The sequence below is a fragment of the Idiomarina sp. OXR-189 genome (assembly GCF_034373425.1).
Lineage (GTDB): Bacteria > Pseudomonadota > Gammaproteobacteria > Enterobacterales > Alteromonadaceae > Idiomarina > Idiomarina zobellii.
Window position 1 is genome coordinate 2,033,038 of the sequence record NZ_CP139706.1, and the last position, 20,492, is coordinate 2,053,529.

Here is a 20,492-nt window from a genome sequence, read left to right on the forward strand (position 1 = left end):
AAGTACGTCATGCAACGTCTGCGTCGTCGCTTTTATCTTCACAAGTTCTGTGTTTGTTCCAAATCACATCACAAATACGGTCGTCTGTTGGCTTGTAACCTGTTGGGGCTTTTAGCAACACGTCACGTAGCTCATCAATCGCAAAGCGTTGGCAAGTGTCATCAAGTTTTTCAAGCAACAACTGCATGTCGCTCCAAGCCAGAGACTGCTCATTTGCGCGCAGAATACGAGCGTGGTCACTGGCTTCCACATTGTCGCCAATGAGTAGCTCTTCGTACAGCTTCTCACCAGGGCGCAAACCGGTAAACTCAATAGCTATGTCGCCGTGCGGGTTCTGCTCTGTTTTTTCTTCAAGACCAGACAGACGGATCATCTTACGAGCTAAGTCGACAATTTTAACGGACTCGCCCATGTCCAGTACAAACACCGAGCCAGAGTGGCCCATGGTGCCGGCTTGGATCACCAGCTGAGCCGCCTCCGGTATGGTCATAAAGAACCGGGTAATATCCGGGTGCGTCACTGTTACCGGTCCGCCACGCTCAATTTGCTCTTTAAACAGCGGAACAACCGAGCCAGAAGACCCCAAAACATTACCAAAACGCACCATGCAAAAACGGGTTTCCGACTGACGCAGCGCCAATGCTTGCAGTACCAATTCAGACAAGCGCTTTGTCGTGCCCATCACATTGGTCGGGCGCACCGCCTTGTCGGTAGAAATCAGTACAAACTGTTTCACGCCTGCTGCAATAGCCGCTTCCGCCGTATGCCAGGTACCGAAAACGTTATTACGCACGCCTTCGACCATATTGTATTCAACCAAAGGCACATGCTTATAAGCGGCAGCATGGTACACCGTATCGACATTAAAGCTTTTCAGAACAGTCTCAATGCGGTTACGCCGTTGCACGGTACCAATAACCGGTATCACTTCGGCACCAATGCCCTGTTGCTCACAGATATCAATCAAGTCACGCTCAATGCTGTACAAGGCGAACTCAGAGAGTTCATAAAGCACCAACACTTTCGGTCGCTGCAACAATATCTGACGACATAGCTCAGAGCCAATAGAGCCGCCGGCTCCGGTCACCAAAACCGTCAAACCAGTAATATGTTTTTCCATTAAGCGGGCATCCGGTGTTACCGGATCTCGCCCCAATAGATCTTCCACACGAATGTCCTGTAACTGGTCAATGGACATTTCGTTGTTCACCATGTCAGCCATGCCCGGCACGGTTTGTACTTTAACCGGCAAAGACTCTAAGGCTTCAAGAATTTCACGACGGCGTGAACGAGGAGTACTCGGTAGGGCTAAAAGCACACGTTGGATATCAGCGTCGTGCACGGCTTTTTCAATACGCTCCGGGTTAATAACGCTCATACCAAGCACCGACGTATCTTGCAAGCTAGAATCATCGTCAGCAAACATCACCGGATGAAACTCGCCACCATTATTCAGGGCTTGCGCCAGCTGACGACCGGCAGACCCGGCGCCGTATATCAGCACCCGATCCTTCTTACGACTCATAGCACGCTGATAGCCTTCGCGAACAATCAAGCGACTGCCGCCGGTTAACAAGAATGCGAGCAGCACGTAATTCACCACTGCTGACACCGGTAACGCAATCCCCATAACCAGCGCACCAATGACTAAAAATGCACCGCTGAAGACAACAGTCACAAAAACCAGACTTAACACTTTAAAGCCAACATAACGGACAACCGCACGGTACAAACCAAAGCGAATAAACGCCAATAAAGTTGCGCATAAAACAAGACCACCAAGAATCATCCACTGCGACCATTTCAGCGGCATAATGGCATCAAAGCTGAGTAAGTAGGCCGTTACCATTGCTACCGTAATGGACACAACATCAACGAAAAGCCCTATTCCGCGCTTCACGTTTCTCGGTAACTGCATCAACAACTTCAATGGGTTCACGGTGTTTATCCTTTTTATCGTTTCCGTGTATTAGCGATTATAAAACGGCGCTCTGTCATCCGTATAGTCATACAAACGGGCGCGACGTTGCAACTGTTGTCCACCATTTCGTGACAATGGTACCCAAGTAAAGCCAACGCGCTCACGGGTCGGACGCACACTCATTAAGTCGAATGGTATGCTAATGAAGAAGCCTTTGGTAAAGCTTCCTTCACCATACTCCTCCGATGACACATCCGTAAAGGCCGCATACGCACCGGCAACCACACCGCTGTCAAAGCGTTTCTGCATGGTTACTTGTACGCCTTTGTCTTTCGCCAGGAACTGGCCAAAGTCTAACTGCAATAACGAGTCAGACAACCATGGCATTTGATAATACACACTGGCAAAACCTGTCGTCACTTCGTAGTCTAAGAAACCGGCACCGCCTTCAAAGTCGCGCTTGCGAACCCGGTTAGCATTCAAACCAAAGGCCCAGCGACTGTCTACTGGCTTATAAAGCACTTCGGCACCCAAGCCACCGTACATGCGCTCTAAATAGCCCGCATAGGCCATGGCGAACCAGTCCTGACCTAAGCGCTTATGGTAAGTCACTTGTGCTGAGTCTAGCCAAATATCGTTTTGTACGTATTTACGAATGTCGGTACGTACCGGCGGTAGCGCATCTCGTCCGCCACCTAAGAACAAGAAGTCGTCATAGTTAGTGGCAATGTTAAAGCCCACCTCACCAAACAACTCAACATTGTCACTCAACCAACGACGCCCAAAAGCATAAACACCCAGCTGATAGGTATAGAAAGTCTCAGGGTTACCAAAGCTTTGGTCGAGGAACGGCTTCAGGCCGTAACGGTTAGTGAACTTGTTCTCTGGGTTAAGTTTCCAGCTGTCATCGCCGCGCTCAGGCATATCCGGCGACTCCAGTCGAACGAACAAGTCGTCCACTTCGTCAACGTCTTTGCCCGGCTCCCGGTTAAGTACCCTGTCTTTAAACTGGTCGGCATCAATTTTGGTATTCACGTTCGGGTCAAACAGCGTCATATCGACCATATTGTAGGTTTTTACACTGTCGGGTAATTCCGCCGCCATAACTCGAGCCGCCCGGTCATAAGCTTCTTCACTATCACGATAACGGGAGTGGTAAGCGTACATCGTCACTTCATCATCTTTCGCCGCAAAGCGCGCTCCGCTAAACGCCATTTGTTCACGCATAGTGCGGTTCATTCCTGCCCAGTCTACGTCGGCCAATGACTCTTTGCGCTTTTCTTCCGTTGGTACGACCTTATCTGGCGTCACTTTTATCTGGTTCAGCGTATTGAAGTTGGTGCGCAGGCTAAAGTTGAACATGAGCGTATTACCGCGCTCATAACTCAGTTGCACATCGAAGTAATCAGAAACCTGATAATTAGCGCCGAAGTTCCAGCGGCTGTCTTGTTTTATCGGTACGCCGGCACGCTCGGTCGAGTAGTCGTTACCGTCATATTCAACCTTCAGACTAAGCGGCTCCCACGGAGTTTGATACTCCAAGCCACCGAACACGGCCATAGGTCCGGTAAACCAGCGGTCAAACTCTACCTTACCACCGTTGCCCCCAAAGCTATTTTCGCGCTGACAGTAATCGTCAGACAACTCGCAGAACGGGTTGGTAAAGTCGTCATGGGTCCCCATGCGCCCAAATCCCAACCCTAAGCTCACATCAACCGGGCCAAAACGTTTATTCGCGACTAGGTATTCCGCATCAAACAAGCCGGTACCGGCAAAGTCACGAAAACCCACGCTCACTTCCGGCAGCCAATAACTCTCTTCCCATAAACGGGCTTTTATATCGAAGCCTTTGTCAGCATAAATATTATCGCTGCTAAAATCCGGCACATCACTGTATAAACGATTAGGAAATTCGGTATAAAACGCTGTGGTTTCTAACCAAGGCAACAACTGTAAGTTCACTGTGTAACGACGGTACTCGTCCATATCGGTATAGCTAAGCGCAAAAGCACCTTCATCCATCATACGAGCCGTCGGGTTCTGTAATAACCCTACCGAGCCATAGTCGTTATAACTGGGCGACAAATCACGACGCGACCAATGCCATTCTGAGGTGGGTGCTGCACTTACCTGGTACACAGGCGCGTTAGTCGCTGAGCGAACCGACGTATCTGCCACAAAATGCTTCAACAAACCACGAATATCGTCATTCAAGGACTTATATTTTGGCGGTAGCTGATTCGGCTCAAAGCCTAACCAAAGAATATTGCCGGGCATAAGCTCGGTGTCACTTTGTTTGTAGTACGCCCAGTTAGTTTGTTGTTCGTCATCAACAGACACCACCGTCGCAACGTTTTTGTTATAGCCATCAAGTAACTCAGATTGCTCTTCAACACTACTCAGCCAATTTGCGACTGTCTTTCCTGTATGAAATGCGTACTTTCCAGGCTTACTGACTAAGCCATACACATAAATATGCTCTGGGCGTTCAGGCATAACTAGCGAGTAACTTCCTTCCGGCAACAGTGGGTTGTCAGCTAAATTTTGGCGCGCTTGTTCAATGCTTATATGACCCCAGTATTGTTGCCCCAGCTGCCAGCCCTTAATTTGCCCTTGCAGCATCAGCGCGGCATCGGCTTTGTCGGTTTCACGGCGGCCGCGCCAATAAGCTTCAAGTTCAGCCAGCTGCAAAAGTATATTTTGTTTTTTACGTTCTAATTCGGCAGCTTCATCGGTTTTAACCAAACGTACAGCGGGCCAATAGACATCCGCCAGAAGGCCTTGCTCTTCAATGCCGTTCAATGCCTGCTTTAGTCTAACCGGCCCCTCAAATTGCACCTGTTTGGTTTCTGCGTTTGCAACGCCTGACTCAGCCAAAACGGCTATAGCGAATAAAGTAATAAGGATACGTTTCATAACATCACTCATTGGGCTGACTCTGAGTTGTTGGTGCGACCAATCCAGGTAACCTGGGTAAGGTTTAATAGTGGCTTATTGGGAATAATGCGTTGCTCGCTTTTTATGACATGACCGTCCGGCTCCACCCAGAACCGATTTACAAAGCGCTGACCGGTTAGAAGAAACGTCCCCGCTTCTTCCACTAGTGTCGCCGTTGCCGAGCCGTAAGGCATAGCCAATTGCTCACGCTGCTTCACAGAAAATGTCGACTTCACGTTGCGACTAACACGAGTGCCGTCGTCGAACTGGTAGTCATAAGCGCGCTGCCATCTGTTATTACAAGACTGAGGGGTTGTTACAATACAACGCAGTGGGTCACTCTTTAAATTCGAAACGCTCAACAGGTTATCGTCCAGGCTTTGGGTGCGTGTAACGCGCCCATTCTCAAGAACCAGTGTCTCTTTGTCGGCGGTAATAAAATGGTACTTATTCGGTTTGTTAATAAAACCTAAAACAATCAAGCTTCGGGCTTTTCCCTGCCACTGGGCATACAAAGAGGTGTAGGGAAAGTTCTCTATTTCATCAGCGCTGAGCTCTGCATCTTCAGTGTCTTTAAACGCATACTCAACTGTTTCACGAACTTCGTCCGTAACAGCTGTACAACCAACCAAAATTAGTAGAAAACCGGCAAAGAGTCCGTTCCGAATCATAATAAGTCTCACAAGTTAAACCATCACGCATAAAAAAATACCGCCAAACGGCGGTATTTTATCACAGCTCTTTTAAAGTGTTCACTGCGAAGCGCTTCGCAACCAACACAATAAGCTATTACTGAGCTGGAATAGTAATAGTGTAGGTGTTAGTACCTGTACCAGTTACAGTCACGATTGGATCCGGATCTGTTGGTTCTTCAGGGTTGTCATCAACTACTGGGTTTGACGAGCTGTCAGAAACAACTGCTACAGTTGCCGCTGCTGCAACACCCGCAAATACCATTGCTTGGGTTGACATGCCACCGATGCCAGCGCCTGATGCGCTCTCACCAGCAGTACCTTCTTGTGCCATTGCTGGTGCAGTCGCTAAACCTAACGCAGCAATAACTGATAATGCTAAAGTTTTCATAATATTAACCTCACTCCCGAGATATTGATACATGTATCGCTGTAGACTGAAAACACTCCAGTTAACAGCAACTTTCATAGTATGTTTATACGCTGCTAAATGCAAACTGGATTTATAAATTTTCAGTAAAATTTGTTAAATACTGTTAATAGCAGCCACTGCTACAGCGGTGTTATACAAAATACTGGTTACCTGTGACCACAACTCCAAGTTTTCAGTATACGTTGTGTCCATAGGCACAATAATAGCATCGCCCGGGCCTAACTGTGAGCTTTCGCTAAAGCTAAACCAACTGCTGCCGCCTTCGTAACGTTCAATGGCCCCGTTGGCTTTAACAATATAAATGCGGTCTTCGTCCGCTTTTTCTTTGGTGCCACCACTGCGATCAATGTATTGTTCCACCGATACGTCAGGGTCGAAACGGTAGGACGTTGCCATTTGCACTTCACCCATAATACTCACCGAGTCATTACGGGAAGGAACGTGCAAGGTGTCGCCGTCTTTTAACTGAACGTCGTTGGCACCATTAGCGCTTAACAGTTTCGGCAAGTCCATAATTAAACGACCCACTGGCTCTGCCGACAGCAAGTCAGCCAACAACGTGCGCATTTCATCATAAGAAACGCGACTATCGCCGGTGCCAGTCAGCATATTTCCGGCAACTTCGCGTTGAAGCTCTTGCGCCAGAATTTTTTTACGCTCTTGCTCCTGCTTACGCAGCTCTTCACGAGTAAACACCGCACCTTTTATAAACGCATGCTCTGTAAAACCACCGGCCCGCTCAATAAGCTGTGTAAGAGTCTCACCACGCTTAATGGCATAAGTCCCCGGGAAGCGGACTTCCCCCCGCAGGGTTACTTCATAGGTATTTTGCCACTCAGGAATACTCAATACATTTAAGCGGTCACGACCTTGTAACGGAACATCCATAGCGCCTTGCAGAACATTGTTTAAGGCAACAGTAACGTAGTCTGTCTTCGTGGTGTCTTTATTGAACTCAAAGCGAGTAATTTCAGCTCGCTTTAAGTAGGCCGAGTCTTTAACTCCGCCAGCGGCTTCCACCAAGCGACTAACACTGGCGTTTTCCACTAACGGATACACGCCAGGGTGGTTTACCTCACCAGACACATAGACTAACGGCGTATTACCGTTACTGGTACGCTGACGCTGTATACGCTGCATAATCGGCTCTAATAGCTTGTCGCGCGAATACAGCGCTAAGTCTTCTTCGGCAACTTCTAGATCATCTTCGTCCGGAGAGCCAAACAATTCAGACAACGGCGTTAAGCGTTGTTGTGCGAGTTGCTCTCTTTCGTCCTCTTCTGACGCTTTAGCGTCTTTAACCAAGTCTTTCAAAAACGCCTGACGGTAATCACTTAATAATTCCTGACGCTCTTCCGCCTGACGCTCTTGCTTGGTTAAAGTAAAGCGAGAGAGTTTCTGCTTTTCTTCTTCTTTCGTCTGGTAGCGGCTGAAAATAACAATCTGGTCGCGCTCTTGCAGCTGTAAGTTCTCACCTTCAACGCCAGAAATAGCCTCTGCCACGTTAAATTGATACAAGCTCAAGTCCCGCTTAGCACCGGTTTCACGCACAACAAGGCCGTAGCCTAAATCGGCCTGCTCTAATAAATCCTGACGGCTGTCGAGCAAAATATCGTTAATGCGAATGCCCGGCTCCCACTCGTAATGCCCCGGGCGAGTCACCGCGCCAACTAACAACAAGCTGTTGTTAAGCGACTCCGACACCTGGCGAAGCGTTAATACATCACCGCCTTTCAGCGCTTTGCCCAACTCGGCATTTGAGGTTAAGTCAACCGTACTAATAACCCGCTGGCCTCGAACAATACGCTCGAGCTGTGCCGACGCTAAGTAAGCGTCGTCTTCACTACCACCAGCAAAATGTAATGCGTCTTCTAAAGTTTCATCGCCTTTTAGCTCATATAAAGCCGGACGTTTAACCTGGCCTTTAACAGTAACCATGTCACCACGCGCAGGAATGAAAACAACATCACCACTTTGCAAAATGCGGTCGTCAGACGCGTCGCCTTTTAATAGCAAGTCGTACAAGTCAAAGTCTGCAATAACCTCGCCAGCGCGCATTAAACGAATTGAACGCAATGACGCAATGTCCGACACACCACCGGCAACATACAGCGCCTGGCTAATGGTCGACAGCGAGCTTACCGTGTAAGAGCCCGGTTTATAGGCTTCACCCGCAATAAACACCTGAATAGAGCGCAGCTCACCCATAGAAACGGCTGCATTAAAGCCAATAAGCCGCTGTTTTACCTGATTCTGAATAAGTTCCTGCATTAGGGTGTAGCTTAAACCGGCAACCGTCAGCTCACCCAGGTCAGGAATAACCACTTTACCTTCACGATCAATGGTTAAGTCGTAGGTGCGGTTTTCTTTACCAAAAAGCTGAATTTTAATGGTGTCGCCAACGCCCATAATGTAACTGGAAGGTACTGGTGCATAAGAGGTGGGTGCAAACGTTTTTGGCTCGCCGGAAAATAAGTCATAGCCGAATGCTTTTAACTCATCGTCGTCACGAGTGAACTGTTCTTCTAAGTCTTCCGGAATTATCGGGTCGCCATTTTTATCAAAACGAGTACCTCGTGGGAAAACGACATCTTCTTGTTGCTGGCTCTTACTGCTTGAGCTTGAAGAAGAACCGTTTAACTGATCCAACATGCTGGGGTCAATACCAAACTGTCGGGCAAGGGCTTCCTGCTGGGCACGAGGCAGTTTTTTCAACTGCTCAATTTGAGCCTGACTCGGCATAGACTGCGCATGTACTGTTACTGAATTACCTAAAGCCACAACAGCAACGAGCAGTACCATACCCGACAAGATAGACTTCCAAGAAATCAAAGCGCTTCCCCTTTATGTTTATTACTTAATTTGCACCCGGATAATCGCAGCATTTTATAAGCTAACTTCCAAAAAAGCTACGGTAGCGTTTGTAGTATATGAATCACCACTAGTTTGCTAGTCACTCCCAAACAAATCTCGCGTATACACTTTGTCAGCGACATCCTGGAGCTCTTGTGCCATGCGGTTTGAAACAATTACATCAGCTTCTGCTTTGAACCCCTCAAAGTCATTCACAACACGCGAATTATAGAACTTTTCTTCCTGTAGCACGGGTTCATACACTATCACTTCAATGCCTTTGGCTTTAATGCGCTTCATCACTCCCTGTATGGCCGATGCGCGGAAGTTATCAGAGCCCTGTTTCATCACTAACCGATAGATGCCCACCACCTTTGGCTTACGGGCAATAATGCTGTCAGCGATAAAATCCTTACGGGTGCGGTTGGCATCAACCACCGCTCGCATAATGTTTTGCGGAACATCTTGGTAATTAGCTAACAGCTGCTTCGTGTCTTTAGGTAAGCAATAACCACCATAACCAAAGCTTGGGTTGTTATAGTGATCGCCAATACGCGGATCTAAACCAACACCTTCAATAATTTGCCGAGTGCTTAAACCGTGAACTTCAGCGTAGGTATCCAGTTCATTAAAGTAGGCAACGCGCATAGCTAGATAGGTATTCGCGAAAAGTTTAATAGCTTCCGCTTCTGTGCTATCAGTAAAAAGCGTTGGTACATCACTTTTAATAGCCCCCTGCTTTAAAAGGTCAGCGAATATTTCAGCACGTTCAGAGCGTTCGCCAACAATAATACGAGAAGGGTACAAATTGTCATAAAGCGCTTTGCCTTCACGTAAAAACTCTGGTGAAAAAATGATGTTTTCGGTACTCATTTTTTCTTTCAGCATTTCGGTGTAGCCCACCGGTATGGTCGACTTGATAATCATTACCGCATTAGGGTTAACTTGATTAACCTGCGCAATGATCGCCTCCACGCTACTCGTATTAAAGTAGTTGGTTTCGGGGTCATAGTCTGTAGGGGTGGCAATGACAACGTACTCAGCGTTAACATAAGCTTCTTCAGCATTTAAGGTAGCCTTAAGATTTAACTCTTTGTCGCTGAGAAATTCAAATATTTCCTTATCTTCGATAGGTGATCTTTTATTGTTAATTAGGCTAACTTTACTTTCAACAATATCAACCGCAATAACTTCATTGTGCTGCGCTAGAAGCACCGCGTTTGATAAACCAACGTACCCTGTCCCTGCTACAGCTATCTTCATTTATATATACCTATCCCACGCTACAACATACTTTGAATAACCACCAATCAATGGCAGAGCTTACTCTTCAACTTAAAATTACTCCTCTTTTTTCACTTTAATTTTAAGCATTAGGAGTGCTAACTTCTTACTTAACTCTATCGCCAGATCCTTTTCCGGTAACCGTCATAAAAATGTACTTAAAATAGTTTTTCACATTCAGCGAGCTAATCATTTTAGCGTCGGTTTCGGCTAATAACTCAGGAGTAGACATATCTACTTCATTTACTTGCGCCAAACCAGTTATGCCAGGCCTAACAGCAAAAACGCCTTTTGCCTCACGGGCGCGGGTAAGTTCTTCTTGATTAAACAACCCTGGGCGAGGTCCTACCAAACTCATCTCACCTTTAAGCACATTCCAAAGCTGGGGCAACTCATCTAACTTGGTACGGCGCAAAAAGTGGCCAAATTTCGTAATGGAGGATGCACTTGCTAGGTGGCTAGCCACCGACGCTGTATCTTTTCGCATAGTACGAAACTTAATTAACACAAAAGGCTTTTTATTACGCCCCACTCGCTCTTGCCGAAACAGCGGCGAGCCAGTGTCAAATAAACCCACTATATAAAGCATTAATAAAATGGGAAAACCAAGAACTAAGCCGAGTAGTGCAAACATGAAATCTAACATCTTGATCATTGACTAGATCTTTCCTCATTAACGAATAATTTAGCAGTTATACGCAGTGTACTACGTGAGTCTACGGTCGGCTGCCAGCCATAAGATTTGGACTTAGAATTATCGACAACTAAGTCCCCACATAATTGCTCATAAAAGTGTGGCTTTCTCACAACAAACGATAACGCTTTTATCAAAATCTTAGGGACTGGAAGCATGAAAGAGCCTCTACCAAGAGAACTTTTAATTTCTTTAGCCATATCTTTGGTAGAAAGAATCTCATCGTCTGCCAAAGTAAAAAAACCGGATACACCGTTTTTTTCCTTTGCAAAACAAATAAAGTCGACGAGATTCTCAAGCGAGAGTACCGTTCGCTTGTTGTTGATGAGTCCAAACGGCAAAGGAATAGCCGAAGAGCATAGCTTAATTAATTTACCGAAATTACCTGGAGCACCTTCACCAATAATGAGAGGAGGACGAATAACAACTAACTCTGAACCTCGCTCCTCACCCTCGAAGAGATCGACTAAACGTTGCTCTGCATACAATTTTGAGCGCGAGTAATCATCATATGGAGCTAGCCGTGAGGACTCTGATATAGGTTGATTTGAAACTCTACCATGTACACCTATGGTACTAAGAAAGATAAATTTAGTCGCGCCAATAGTGAAAGCCAGTTTTGCCAACTCTCCGGTAAGAGACACATTAGCCCTCTCATAGTCTTGGTAACTCGCATTAGGTAACTTTCCATGAGCCAAGCCCGCGCAATGTATAACCGTATCTATCGGTTGGCTAAATTCGGCCGCCAAACTTAATAACGATTTGCACGAGGTTTCGTCCGGCATTTCCATCTCAAAAGATTCTAAATTTTCAGAACCATTTCGCACTAAACTAACGAACTCTGCTTTTGAGCCTCGAAGGCTTTCAATCAGCTTTTTCCCGACGAACCCCCTGCCTCCAGTAATTAGAATCACTAAGAACGCCCTCGTTTAATACGCATAAAGGTGTTTGCAAGCAGGTAATATAAAGACACAGGCCAACTAAATTTTTCACAGTCTCGAAAAACTGAGTAATTATACTTTAATAAAGATATTTTATTGCTTGAGATAGAATTAGTACGAACGGTGTAAGATGCAAGCACTTCGTCAAGCGCATAGACAGAGCCAACTTTGCGGAGTATTTTTAACCACATAGCATAGTCTTGTCGTTTACGGATACTTGGCATTTCTATACGGCCAACCTGCTGAGTATCAAACATAGCGGTTAAACAACCCACTTGATTTGAGTAAAGCATGTCTTTATACGTTAAACGTGCAGGAGGTACGTATTCCGACAATTGTTTACCCGTGGATGAGTCAACACGCCTAAACCCTGTATGCGAAAACGCAAGCTCGCGTTCCTTCATAAATTTTACTTGCTTGGTTAATTTCTCACTATCCCATCGATCATCGCTATCCAAAAAAGCAATGAAACGACCAGAAGAGGCTTTAATGCCCTCATTCCGAGCAACGGCTGCACCGCCATTCGAATTTAGCGATATAACTTTTATACGATGATCATCAGACGCCAATCGGCTTGCCACCTCAACCGAGTCGTCCTGAGAGCAATCATCCACAATGAGCAGCTCCCAGTTATCAAACGTCTGGTCACGCACGGAATTGATTGTGCCTTCAATAAATTGACCGCTATTAAACATGGGCATAATTATAGAAACAGACATTTTTACTCTCTTACTTTTACTAGTTACGCAAACTAATAATCGAAACAAGTTTAACTACCAGTTTTAAATAAAAAACAACACCCAGCTACCCTTGCCACCCATACGAAACCGGTCAATATATGCCCCCTTTGACTCATTCGTCTAACCTTCAGTTGTTAAACTAGGAAGGTAACTTCCTAAAAGCAAGTCGAAATCGTGAGGAACGATTTTCTCAAAACCACTACCCGAACTTAAAGTGATTTCACCAAAGTAAATACAGTTCTCAATTAAATATAAGTCTATTCTTGCATATATAAATGATTCTGACAGTCGCTGTGCTATAGATAGCATTTCTGACAACTTTTCTTCAGAAGGTAAGGTGAAGTTACCGTTAGGATAAGTTACTTCCACGTTCAACAAGTTTAACTCACTATCATAAAAATTCCTTTTATGTTGAGAAAATCGATCCCAGTCGATTTGCAAGACCCAATTTATCTCTTTTCCCTTTCTGAAAATATGAAATTTATAATCTACAGGAGACTCTGAGCGCTCTCCGATTTTCCTCTCGACAATAAGCTGTGGTTCAATAAAATCATAATGCTCCTCACCCAAGAAAGTCCCTACATACCTTTCTTTTAAAGCCCTTTTAAATTTCGCCCTAATTTCTTCCCAGCTCAGATCTGTAGGGCAGATCTCAATATGGCTCGCTCCACTACCATGAGTGGTCTTGATAACAACATGATCTTCAATATGGTTTTTTACTTTTTCTATATTATTCTCTTTATAAAGACCTAATAGTTCAATCAGATATCTCGCCCCGATTTCATCCTCGACAAAACTACGAACATCCGCTTTATCAGCAAATTTTGCATCTGACCTTCCCAGCTTTAATTTTATAATCTGCAATTTTTGTGAAAAGGTTCTAGGATTATCCCAAGACATTCTGTAGCGGTGCTTTAAAAAAAAATAAACAGAAATAATCGCTTTTTTAGGAATTACCCGAGAAATACATGATAAGAAGAAATATTTCATATCAAAATGTCACTTTAGTAAGATGGAATTATAATATTCAAAGATATTTTTTAATTTACTCTAAGAACTCTGCTGAGAACTTCAGACCCAGCTTAACCGTCAGGCTTAATAATAAGGGTAATTACCTATCCAACGCTCAATTTTTTAGAAGCTTAAAAACTATCGAAGTCCCAAAACCTTTAACAGCTTTATCTATAAAGATAGGATTATAACCTATCAATTAAACAATTTAGTTCCTTTGATCGCTCTTCCCAGAAGATGGTTTCTTGGTAGTTTTTAAACTCTGATTTAGTATTAGCTTTATCTGTTAGTTTTCTTCTAATATCATCTGGATCGAACTCATCCACTAACACTGCACTTTTTGGAAAAAACTTCCTAAAATCATCAGCCATCCTTGTTCCTGAAGAAATTACAGGAGTTTTTTCAAAAATAGCACACTCAAAAAACTTATTCGATATAGCATAGACGGCGTTAATATTATCTGTTGGATAAGCGGCCCATATTAAATCAGAAACTTCATAGATATAAGGTAGCTGTTGCTGACTATATCTGCCCTTAAAAAGAACTTTATCGTATAAGCCTTTCCTAGCAACTTCCCGCTTCGCAAAATCAACGCTTGGCCCATCGCCAAAGAATATTAATTTCATATTAAGATCACGAAATGACTCGATCAGTTTTTCTAAAACCGAGGGAAAGCGCACAACTCCCACCCAGGAAACTATTGTTTCATTCGCTTCTTTCGCCTTCTTAATAGAACTGTACCATTCCGGTACTTCTGATGTTTTTTCAAGTAAGGCGGCAGACGGATAGTTCTCAAAAACCACATACTCATCTACATCATTATAACGTTCCGGAAAGTATCTGGATGCATATATAGTTAAGTCAGTATTTTTTAAAAATGAAGCTTCCAACTTGGTGAGTTGTTTTTCAACGAACTTACTACTCGAGGAAGGCATATCCAAACAATCGTAAACTAACTTCACTCTTCTATTGAAAAACTTTATTAACCCACCAAGAACTAAAGAGTCCCAGTGACTAACAAATAGCACATCTGGCTTAAATTTTCTGAAGCTGCGAAACCCAAAAACTATAAATAGAGGAAGTAGGAATAATTTCTTTAAGCGATTGCCTATTTCGGCACGCATTTTAAACAAAAAAAATCCTGGCGGAGTTTCTTTCTTATTCCCAATCCTGTCCCAGGTTAATACTGCAACGTCGAAATCATTTAAAAATGACTTCCTAAATTTGTTAGTTCGATTATTAATAGGATAAGATGTGTCAACTATTAGTATTTTTTTCAAACTGCACCTATAAAAAGTTTAAATGGCTGGGCGACGACGGCTATTATCAAACCCAAAACCAAATACATCGCCGGGAATGCTATGTATGCAACCTTTTGGGCTCGAGGCAAGAAGCTTATGAAATACTTTGAAATAATCGGCACAACAAGAACACCAATAATCAAAAAGATATAACTTAGTCTCCAGGCTAGTATGGTAACATCCAAAAAAACGACCATTATCATTGAACCAATGACAAATAGCTTAAAGAGATAAAGATGAAATGGATCAGTAACTCTATTCTTTATTAGCGTAATGCTCGCTACCATAAAAAGAGAAATAAGTATCCTAGGATCATACACTGGCATAGGATATCCATAGTCCTCTGAGTTAACGTAACTTATAAATTTAGCAGAAAAAACATCCAGACCAATTAGACTAAGAACACCTGAAAGTATTACAACAAAGCCGACGATAAATGAGAGGAATAGAAGTATAAAGTATATAGAATTAAGAGTCGAAAGTTTCAAACGAGTAAGAAAAGTACACAAAAGTAAGATAGAAGAGATGTGAAACGAAAACGCAAGTAAGAAACAAACTAATGACATCACTCTATATTTTTTATAAAAACAAATAAAAAATAGAACACCAAAACCAACCGCTACTGAAATTCTAGAAGACTGCATATTCATTGACATGACATATGGAAACCAGACTAAAATTGATAGCATTTTGTAAGGCGAGTATTTTTTGATTAGGAAAGCAACGGGAAGAAACGACAGAACCGCCATTACGACAATTATGTATTGTCCTCCTAAGTTCAGTGCGTTCCCAATATAAGACACTATTCTAAACCCAATCTCCACGTGAGTGGTTGGATTGAGAACATCATACCAGTCAACTATACTAGAATATATTCTTATGTAAGCATCATAATCTGCAAGCCCGGTACCATTCCCCCTTAGTGAGATAACAAGCAGAACAAAGCTCGAAAACAGATAGAATATAGGGGTAGAAACTCGAGTTCTATCACTGAAATGAAGGAAGAATGCTGTAGCGATTAAAAGCACATAGAACATTAGTTAAAGCTCATCTGTGCTTTCGGCCAGCTGAACCAAGTTACTTCTTTACTTATCATTTTCTTTTAAAATACTAATGATGCGGCTGACAGCCTTTCCATCACCGTACGGATTATGTGCCCGAGTCATTTTTTCATATTCAGATGCATCATTGAGCAACCTGCTCACTTGTTCGACGATTCTTATAGAATCAGTGCCAACTAACTCCACCGTACCGGCCGCGACAGCCTCCGGACGTTCAGTTGTATCTCTCATAACAAGTACGGGCTTGCCTAGCGACGGCGCTTCCTCTTGAACGCCACCTGAATCTGTTAAAATCAAATAGCTGCTATTCATTAAGTAGACAAACGGCAAGTAGTCTTGTGGTGGAATCAAAAATACATTATCTAAGCCACCTAATAAGCGGTTAACCGGCTTTTCGACATTAGGATTGAGATGAACAGGATAGACTATTTGTACGTCTGAATGCTCTTCTGCTATCTCTTTTAGAGCAGCACAAATTCGTTCGAAACCGTCTCCGAAACTTTCTCGTCTATGGCCAGTTACCAAAATCAACTTCTTTGAGTTATCGATAAAATCAAAGCTTTGGTCCAGTGAAGCTTTTGAATCACCGTTTTCCAAGACTTTATTTTTTATTGAAAAAAGGGCGTCAATAACCGTGTTGCCGGTTACAAATATTTTTGACTTATCAACCCCTTCAGATACTAAATTATCTTTTGCGCGCTGTGTCGGAGCAAAATGGATATCTGTCAGTACACTTGTTAATTTCCTATTTGCTTCCTCTGGCCACGGCGAATAAAGATTACCCGTTCTCAATCCCGCTTCAACGTGCCCGATTTTTACCTGTTCATAAAATGCTGCCAAACTAGCAGTAAAGCAAGTCGTCGTATCTCCATGAACCAAAACCAAATCAGGTTCGAAATCCCGCAACACGGTGCGCAGGCCAAGTAAAATTTTTGTCGTTACGTCATATAAATCTTGACCGCTTCGCATAATATCTAAGTCATAATCAGGAGCTATACCAAATAGCTTTAAAACCTGATCGAGCATTTCTCTATGCTGCGCTGTTACTGCAATTTTTACTTCAAAATTAGAGTCTTTTGCCATAGCCGAAACTAAAGGACCCATTTTTATGGCTTCTGGGCGAGTCCCGAAAACAAATAAAACTTTCATAAAACAGCCTAAATTAACGTAAATTCGAATTTAATTTTTTCAACCAAACCTGCATGGAAAAGTTTTGGCTTATGGTTTCATATGCCAATCCAGACATATTCACATACTCTTCATCAGACAAAGATAACGCTCGCTTAAACGCTTTAGCTAAGTCGTTGTCAAAAGCCACAAATCCGTTAATACCATCTTCTACTAACTTATCATAGCCGTTACCGGGATATACTATTGGCACTAAACCATACGACATAGCTTCCAGGAGTGCGTAATTAGCGAGTATGACGTCAGAAGGAAAGACGAAAAACCGATATTGCTTCATAACCTGGTTTATATCTTTTACAAAGCCTTGAACTTCCACATTTTTAGCTAAGTTGAGAGATTTATAGTGTTTCAGTGCGACTTCCGAATATAAAAATCCTCGTGGAGCGTAAACTTCGTTAGAAATAGAGCTGAATCCATATATAGCCGCTCGGAATTTTATGTTTTCTCTTTGCAATTCATGAAAGGAGTTAATTAAAGATATAACGTTTCGACTTTCGATCACCGCATTAGCATATAGGAAGTCTAGTGCTAAATTACGCCTAGTATCTGGATCGAAATCCGGAACGGGCACACAGTTATGTATTTGAACAATTTTTTCTACCGCTCGCGGTAGCTTATTTTTAATAGCATCTACATGATGTAGCTCTTTTGCAAATATCGCATTAGTAAATTTCAAACAAAACCATGTCAGCTTTTTCTTAACGTTGGCATATACCTTCATCAAAAAAGAGTTTGAATTCGAGTTCTGCCTATCCCCTACTAGCTCACCGCCAATTATCCAAAACCGAACATTAACACCAAATGCTCGCGACAAGAGAACATACATCAGTGATAGTATAGAATAGTTGTAACAGTCAATATTATCGGGGCGAAATCTGATTAGAACCTTTATAAAAATAATCATTCTAATTAAATTATTTTTTCCGGCGTATTCAATCAAACCTTGAGATTTAGGAGCTTCTGGTTTTCCTTCGTCGCCTGTATTCAGAAGAACTTTGACTTCACAACCCAACTCACGATATGCATCGACAGCATATTGATATTTCTTTGGAAAAAACGGCAAACCAACAATTAGAATTTTTGACATGATGTTCTTAAGTTACAATAAAGCTATTTGAGTTAAACTTCTGCATTTACTTGGTAGAAGAGCCTTTGTGTTTGATGATACGTGCAGGAACTCCACCAACAATCGCATAGCTCGGAACATCGCTTGTGACAACCGCTCCAGCCGCCACCACAGCACCTCGACCGATTTTTACACCAGGAAGTATTATAGCTCTGGCACCTATCCATGAATCATCACCGATATCGACTCTTGATGTTTCGATTCCCTGCTTGTAAAAAGTTTTAATTTCATCATTCCACACATGAGTCGCGGTAAATATCATTACCTCAGGCCCCATTAAAACGCGTTCGCCAATCACCACTTTTCCTTGGCAATTTATAGTGTTTCTAGCTCCTAACCCCGAACAATCTCCAACCAGAAGGTTTCTAGGATTAGATATCTCAACATTCTTTAAAACAGAACAATGAATTCCAATTTCGGCACCCATCCTTCTCAGTAGAAAGATACGAAATTTACTAAAAACGCTATTATAATTCGAACCTGGAAAGGAGAAGATGAGCATATATACAGCTCGTAATATCGTGTTTTTCAGTCCCAAACTACAATTCCCTAAATATAAATAGTGACCTTCTTTCGCTAATGATTCGTTGACATTTTTAATCAATTCAAGAGATATCAACCTACCGTATTTCTAATTATATTAGAAACTAATTCAAGTTGCTCTTTTCCCATATATGGGTGCATAGGTATGCTTAGAACGTTTTTTGCTACACTATCACCAACCTTCAAAACTTGGCCTTCTTCAGCAACCGCAGGTTGTTTATTCAAAGGTATGGGGTAATGTATAGCTGTTGGAATATTTTCGTTTAGCAGCTTTTCCTGTAACTCTTCTCTATTCTTAACTTGAATAGTATATTGAGCCCATGCAGACTGATTATGTTCTTCAACAAAAGGCGTTATTATTTCCGTATCGCAAAAGGCACTACTATACACCTCAGATACTTGGTTTCTTGATAAGATTTCATCGTTGAGTATTTCTAGCTTAGGCAGCAAGATCGCCGCTTGCAAGGTATCAAGACGACTATTCACTCCCACCCTGACATGATGATAGCGTCGATCTTGCCCATGACGTGCAATCTGGCGCATAATCGTTGCTAAGTCGTCATCATTAGTAAAAATAGCTCCACCATCACCATAGCAACCTAAAGGTTTACTCGGGAAAAAGCTAGTACAAGCAATCGTGCTTAAATTACAAGACTTTTTACCTTTATAAGTTGCCCCAAAACTCTGTGCGCCATCTTCAATAACCGGAATGCTGTGTTTTCTTGCAATTTCGTTAATACGGTCAAAGTCGGCAGGCTGCCCATAAAGAGAAACAGGAATAATCGCTTTAGTCTTATCCGTAATAGCAGCCTCAATGAGGTTTGGGTCGATATTATAGGTTTTGGGATCTATATCCACATAAACGGGTTTAGCACCAAGAAGTGCAACCGTTTCTGCCGTTGCAATATAAGTAAAACCTGGCGTAATAACTTCGTCGCCGGGTCCTATACCCAAAGCCATTTGCGCAATTTGAAGAGCATCGGTACCATTTGCAACGGTAATACAATATTTTGCACCGGTATAATCCGCTAACTTTTCTTCTAGCTCTTGTACTTCAGGGCCCAAAATGTACTTACCATGTTCTAAGACACGTGCAATACCTGCATCAATTTTGTCTTTAATTCTTGCCTGTTGAGCGGCTAAATCAATAAACTGCATTCTCGTTAACCTTCTTTACTGACGGTTTGCCCATTTAATATATAGGTAGCGCCGGTATGAGAACAGAGAGCTTTCGCCTCGCCGGTCAATGGCAAACTTAATTGTTCCCCATGTTCACTCATCCAGCCTATTTGTTTGGCTGGTACCCCAACCATAAGTGCGTAAGCAGGTACATCTTTGTTCACAACGGCTCCAGCGCCAATAAAAGCGTACTCACCGATAGTAATACCGCAGACAATAGTGCAGTTAGCCCCTAAAGAAGCTCCTTTTTTAACTAGAGTGTCCTTATATTCGTCTTTGCGCTCTATCAGCGAACGAGGGTTATACACATTGGTGAAAACCATACTGGGCCCACAAAATACGCCTTCTTCTAGATACACATTGTCGTAGACCGAAACATTGTTTTGTATTTTACAGTTATCTCCAATTTTCACTCGGTTACCGACGAAAACGTTTTGTCCTAATGAAACGCCTTTGCCGATTTGGGCTTCACCGCAAACATGCACGAAGTGCCAAATACGGCTACCTTCGCCAATTTGAGCTCCCTCATCTACAATTGCTGATTCATGTTGGTAATAACTCATAGTATGCACCTGATCGCTTTGAATA

The 20,492-nt window shown here is 43.1% G+C and carries 17 protein-coding genes; all 17 read right to left on the reverse strand.

From position 1 onward, the window contains the following. Nucleotides 1-7: 7 nt before the first annotated feature. Nucleotides 8-1,918 (reverse strand): nucleoside-diphosphate sugar epimerase/dehydratase, encoded by a 1,911-nt coding sequence (locus tag UM402_RS10050; protein ID WP_058576278.1) that lies wholly within the window; start codon nt 1,916-1,918, stop codon nt 8-10. A gap of 51 nt (nt 1,919-1,969) precedes the next feature. Next, a complete protein-coding gene (locus tag UM402_RS10055) occupies nt 1,970-4,837 on the reverse strand; it encodes a YjbH domain-containing protein (RefSeq protein WP_058576264.1) in 2,868 nt (955 codons plus the stop codon). Nucleotides 4,838-4,845: 8 nt separating this feature from the next. Then, a complete protein-coding gene (locus tag UM402_RS10060; protein WP_058576263.1) occupies nt 4,846-5,529 on the reverse strand; it encodes a YjbF family lipoprotein in 684 nt (227 codons plus the stop codon). 118 nt (nt 5,530-5,647) lie between these two features. Continuing rightward, nucleotides 5,648-5,941 (reverse strand): hypothetical protein, encoded by a 294-nt coding sequence (locus UM402_RS10065; RefSeq protein WP_058576262.1) that lies wholly within the window; start codon nt 5,939-5,941, stop codon nt 5,648-5,650. A 135-nt stretch (nt 5,942-6,076) separates the two neighbouring features. Beyond that, the gene (locus tag UM402_RS10070) at nt 6,077-8,815 is read right to left on the reverse strand and encodes an SLBB domain-containing protein (RefSeq protein WP_322295303.1); all 2,739 of its coding nucleotides are present in this window, start codon (nt 8,813-8,815) and stop codon (nt 6,077-6,079) included. A 117-nt stretch (nt 8,816-8,932) separates the two neighbouring features. Then, nucleotides 8,933-10,099, reverse strand: a complete 1,167-nt coding sequence (locus tag UM402_RS10075) for a nucleotide sugar dehydrogenase (protein WP_058576260.1) — start codon at nt 10,097-10,099, stop codon at nt 8,933-8,935. Between the two features lie 127 nt (nt 10,100-10,226). Beyond that, nucleotides 10,227-10,775 carry a sugar transferase gene (locus UM402_RS10080; protein WP_058576259.1) on the reverse strand — a complete coding sequence of 183 codons (549 nt, stop codon included), beginning with the start codon at nt 10,773-10,775 and terminating at the stop codon, nt 10,227-10,229. Continuing rightward, entirely contained in the window at nt 10,772-11,728 is a 957-nt protein-coding gene (locus UM402_RS10085) for an NAD-dependent epimerase/dehydratase family protein (RefSeq protein ID WP_058576258.1), read from the reverse strand. The genes UM402_RS10080 and UM402_RS10085 overlap by 4 nt, the downstream gene beginning before the upstream one ends. After that, on the reverse strand, nt 11,728-12,474 hold the full coding sequence (locus UM402_RS10090) for a glycosyltransferase family 2 protein (protein WP_058576257.1): 747 nt from the start codon (nt 12,472-12,474) through the stop codon (nt 11,728-11,730). Before UM402_RS10090 ends, UM402_RS10085 begins: the two co-directional genes overlap by 1 nt. Before the next feature lie 141 nt (nt 12,475-12,615). Beyond that, complete coding sequence (locus UM402_RS10095; RefSeq protein WP_058576256.1) at nt 12,616-13,485, reverse strand: ATP-grasp fold amidoligase family protein; 870 nt, start codon at nt 13,483-13,485, stop codon at nt 12,616-12,618. A 206-nt stretch (nt 13,486-13,691) separates the two neighbouring features. Beyond that, nucleotides 13,692-14,786: a hypothetical protein gene (locus UM402_RS10100; protein WP_058576255.1), complete on the reverse strand. Its 1,095-nt coding sequence runs from the start codon at nt 14,784-14,786 to the stop codon at nt 13,692-13,694. Then, on the reverse strand, nt 14,783-15,844 hold the full coding sequence (locus UM402_RS10105; RefSeq protein ID WP_058576254.1) for an EpsG family protein: 1,062 nt from the start codon (nt 15,842-15,844) through the stop codon (nt 14,783-14,785). The genes UM402_RS10100 and UM402_RS10105 overlap by 4 nt, the downstream gene beginning before the upstream one ends. A gap of 48 nt (nt 15,845-15,892) precedes the next feature. Continuing rightward, on the reverse strand, nt 15,893-17,017 hold the full coding sequence (gene wecB / locus UM402_RS10110; protein ID WP_058576253.1) for a non-hydrolyzing UDP-N-acetylglucosamine 2-epimerase: 1,125 nt from the start codon (nt 17,015-17,017) through the stop codon (nt 15,893-15,895). A 13-nt stretch (nt 17,018-17,030) separates the two neighbouring features. After that, complete coding sequence (locus tag UM402_RS10115; protein ID WP_058576252.1) at nt 17,031-18,143, reverse strand: glycosyltransferase family 4 protein; 1,113 nt, start codon at nt 18,141-18,143, stop codon at nt 17,031-17,033. Between the two features lie 46 nt (nt 18,144-18,189). Beyond that, nucleotides 18,190-18,786 (reverse strand): acyltransferase, encoded by a 597-nt coding sequence (locus UM402_RS10120; RefSeq protein WP_322295304.1) that lies wholly within the window; start codon nt 18,784-18,786, stop codon nt 18,190-18,192. An 11-nt stretch (nt 18,787-18,797) separates the two neighbouring features. Further along, nucleotides 18,798-19,883, reverse strand: a complete 1,086-nt coding sequence (locus UM402_RS10125; protein ID WP_058576251.1) for a DegT/DnrJ/EryC1/StrS family aminotransferase — start codon at nt 19,881-19,883, stop codon at nt 18,798-18,800. A gap of 5 nt (nt 19,884-19,888) precedes the next feature. Continuing rightward, on the reverse strand, nt 19,889-20,467 hold the full coding sequence (gene wbpD, locus UM402_RS10130; RefSeq protein WP_058576250.1) for a UDP-2-acetamido-3-amino-2,3-dideoxy-D-glucuronate N-acetyltransferase: 579 nt from the start codon (nt 20,465-20,467) through the stop codon (nt 19,889-19,891). Nucleotides 20,468-20,492: the final 25 nt, after the last annotated feature.

Bases quoted from the DNA above. Each gene is read 5' to 3' on its own strand.
- UM402_RS10050 (WP_058576278.1), bottom strand. From the start codon at position 1,918: ATGCAGTTACCGAGAAACGTGAAGCGCGGAATAGGGCTTTTCGTTGAT.
- UM402_RS10055 (WP_058576264.1), bottom strand. From the start codon at position 4,837: ATGAAACGTATCCTTATTACTTTATTCGCTATAGCCGTTTTGGCTGAG.
- UM402_RS10060 (WP_058576263.1), bottom strand. From the start codon at position 5,529: ATGATTCGGAACGGACTCTTTGCCGGTTTTCTACTAATTTTGGTTGGT.
- UM402_RS10065 (WP_058576262.1), bottom strand. From the start codon at position 5,941: ATGAAAACTTTAGCATTATCAGTTATTGCTGCGTTAGGTTTAGCGACT.
- UM402_RS10075 (WP_058576260.1), bottom strand. From the start codon at position 10,099: ATGAAGATAGCTGTAGCAGGGACAGGGTACGTTGGTTTATCAAACGCG.
- UM402_RS10080 (WP_058576259.1), bottom strand. From the start codon at position 10,775: ATGATCAAGATGTTAGATTTCATGTTTGCACTACTCGGCTTAGTTCTT.
- UM402_RS10090 (WP_058576257.1), bottom strand. From the start codon at position 12,474: ATGTCTGTTTCTATAATTATGCCCATGTTTAATAGCGGTCAATTTATT.
- UM402_RS10095 (WP_058576256.1), bottom strand. From the start codon at position 13,485: ATGAAATATTTCTTCTTATCATGTATTTCTCGGGTAATTCCTAAAAAA.
- UM402_RS10105 (WP_058576254.1), bottom strand. From the start codon at position 15,844: ATGTTCTATGTGCTTTTAATCGCTACAGCATTCTTCCTTCATTTCAGT.
- wecB (WP_058576253.1), bottom strand. From the start codon at position 17,017: ATGAAAGTTTTATTTGTTTTCGGGACTCGCCCAGAAGCCATAAAAATG.
- UM402_RS10115 (WP_058576252.1), bottom strand. From the start codon at position 18,143: ATGTCAAAAATTCTAATTGTTGGTTTGCCGTTTTTTCCAAAGAAATAT.
- UM402_RS10125 (WP_058576251.1), bottom strand. From the start codon at position 19,883: ATGCAGTTTATTGATTTAGCCGCTCAACAGGCAAGAATTAAAGACAAA.
- wbpD (WP_058576250.1), bottom strand. From the start codon at position 20,467: ATGAGTTATTACCAACATGAATCAGCAATTGTAGATGAGGGAGCTCAA.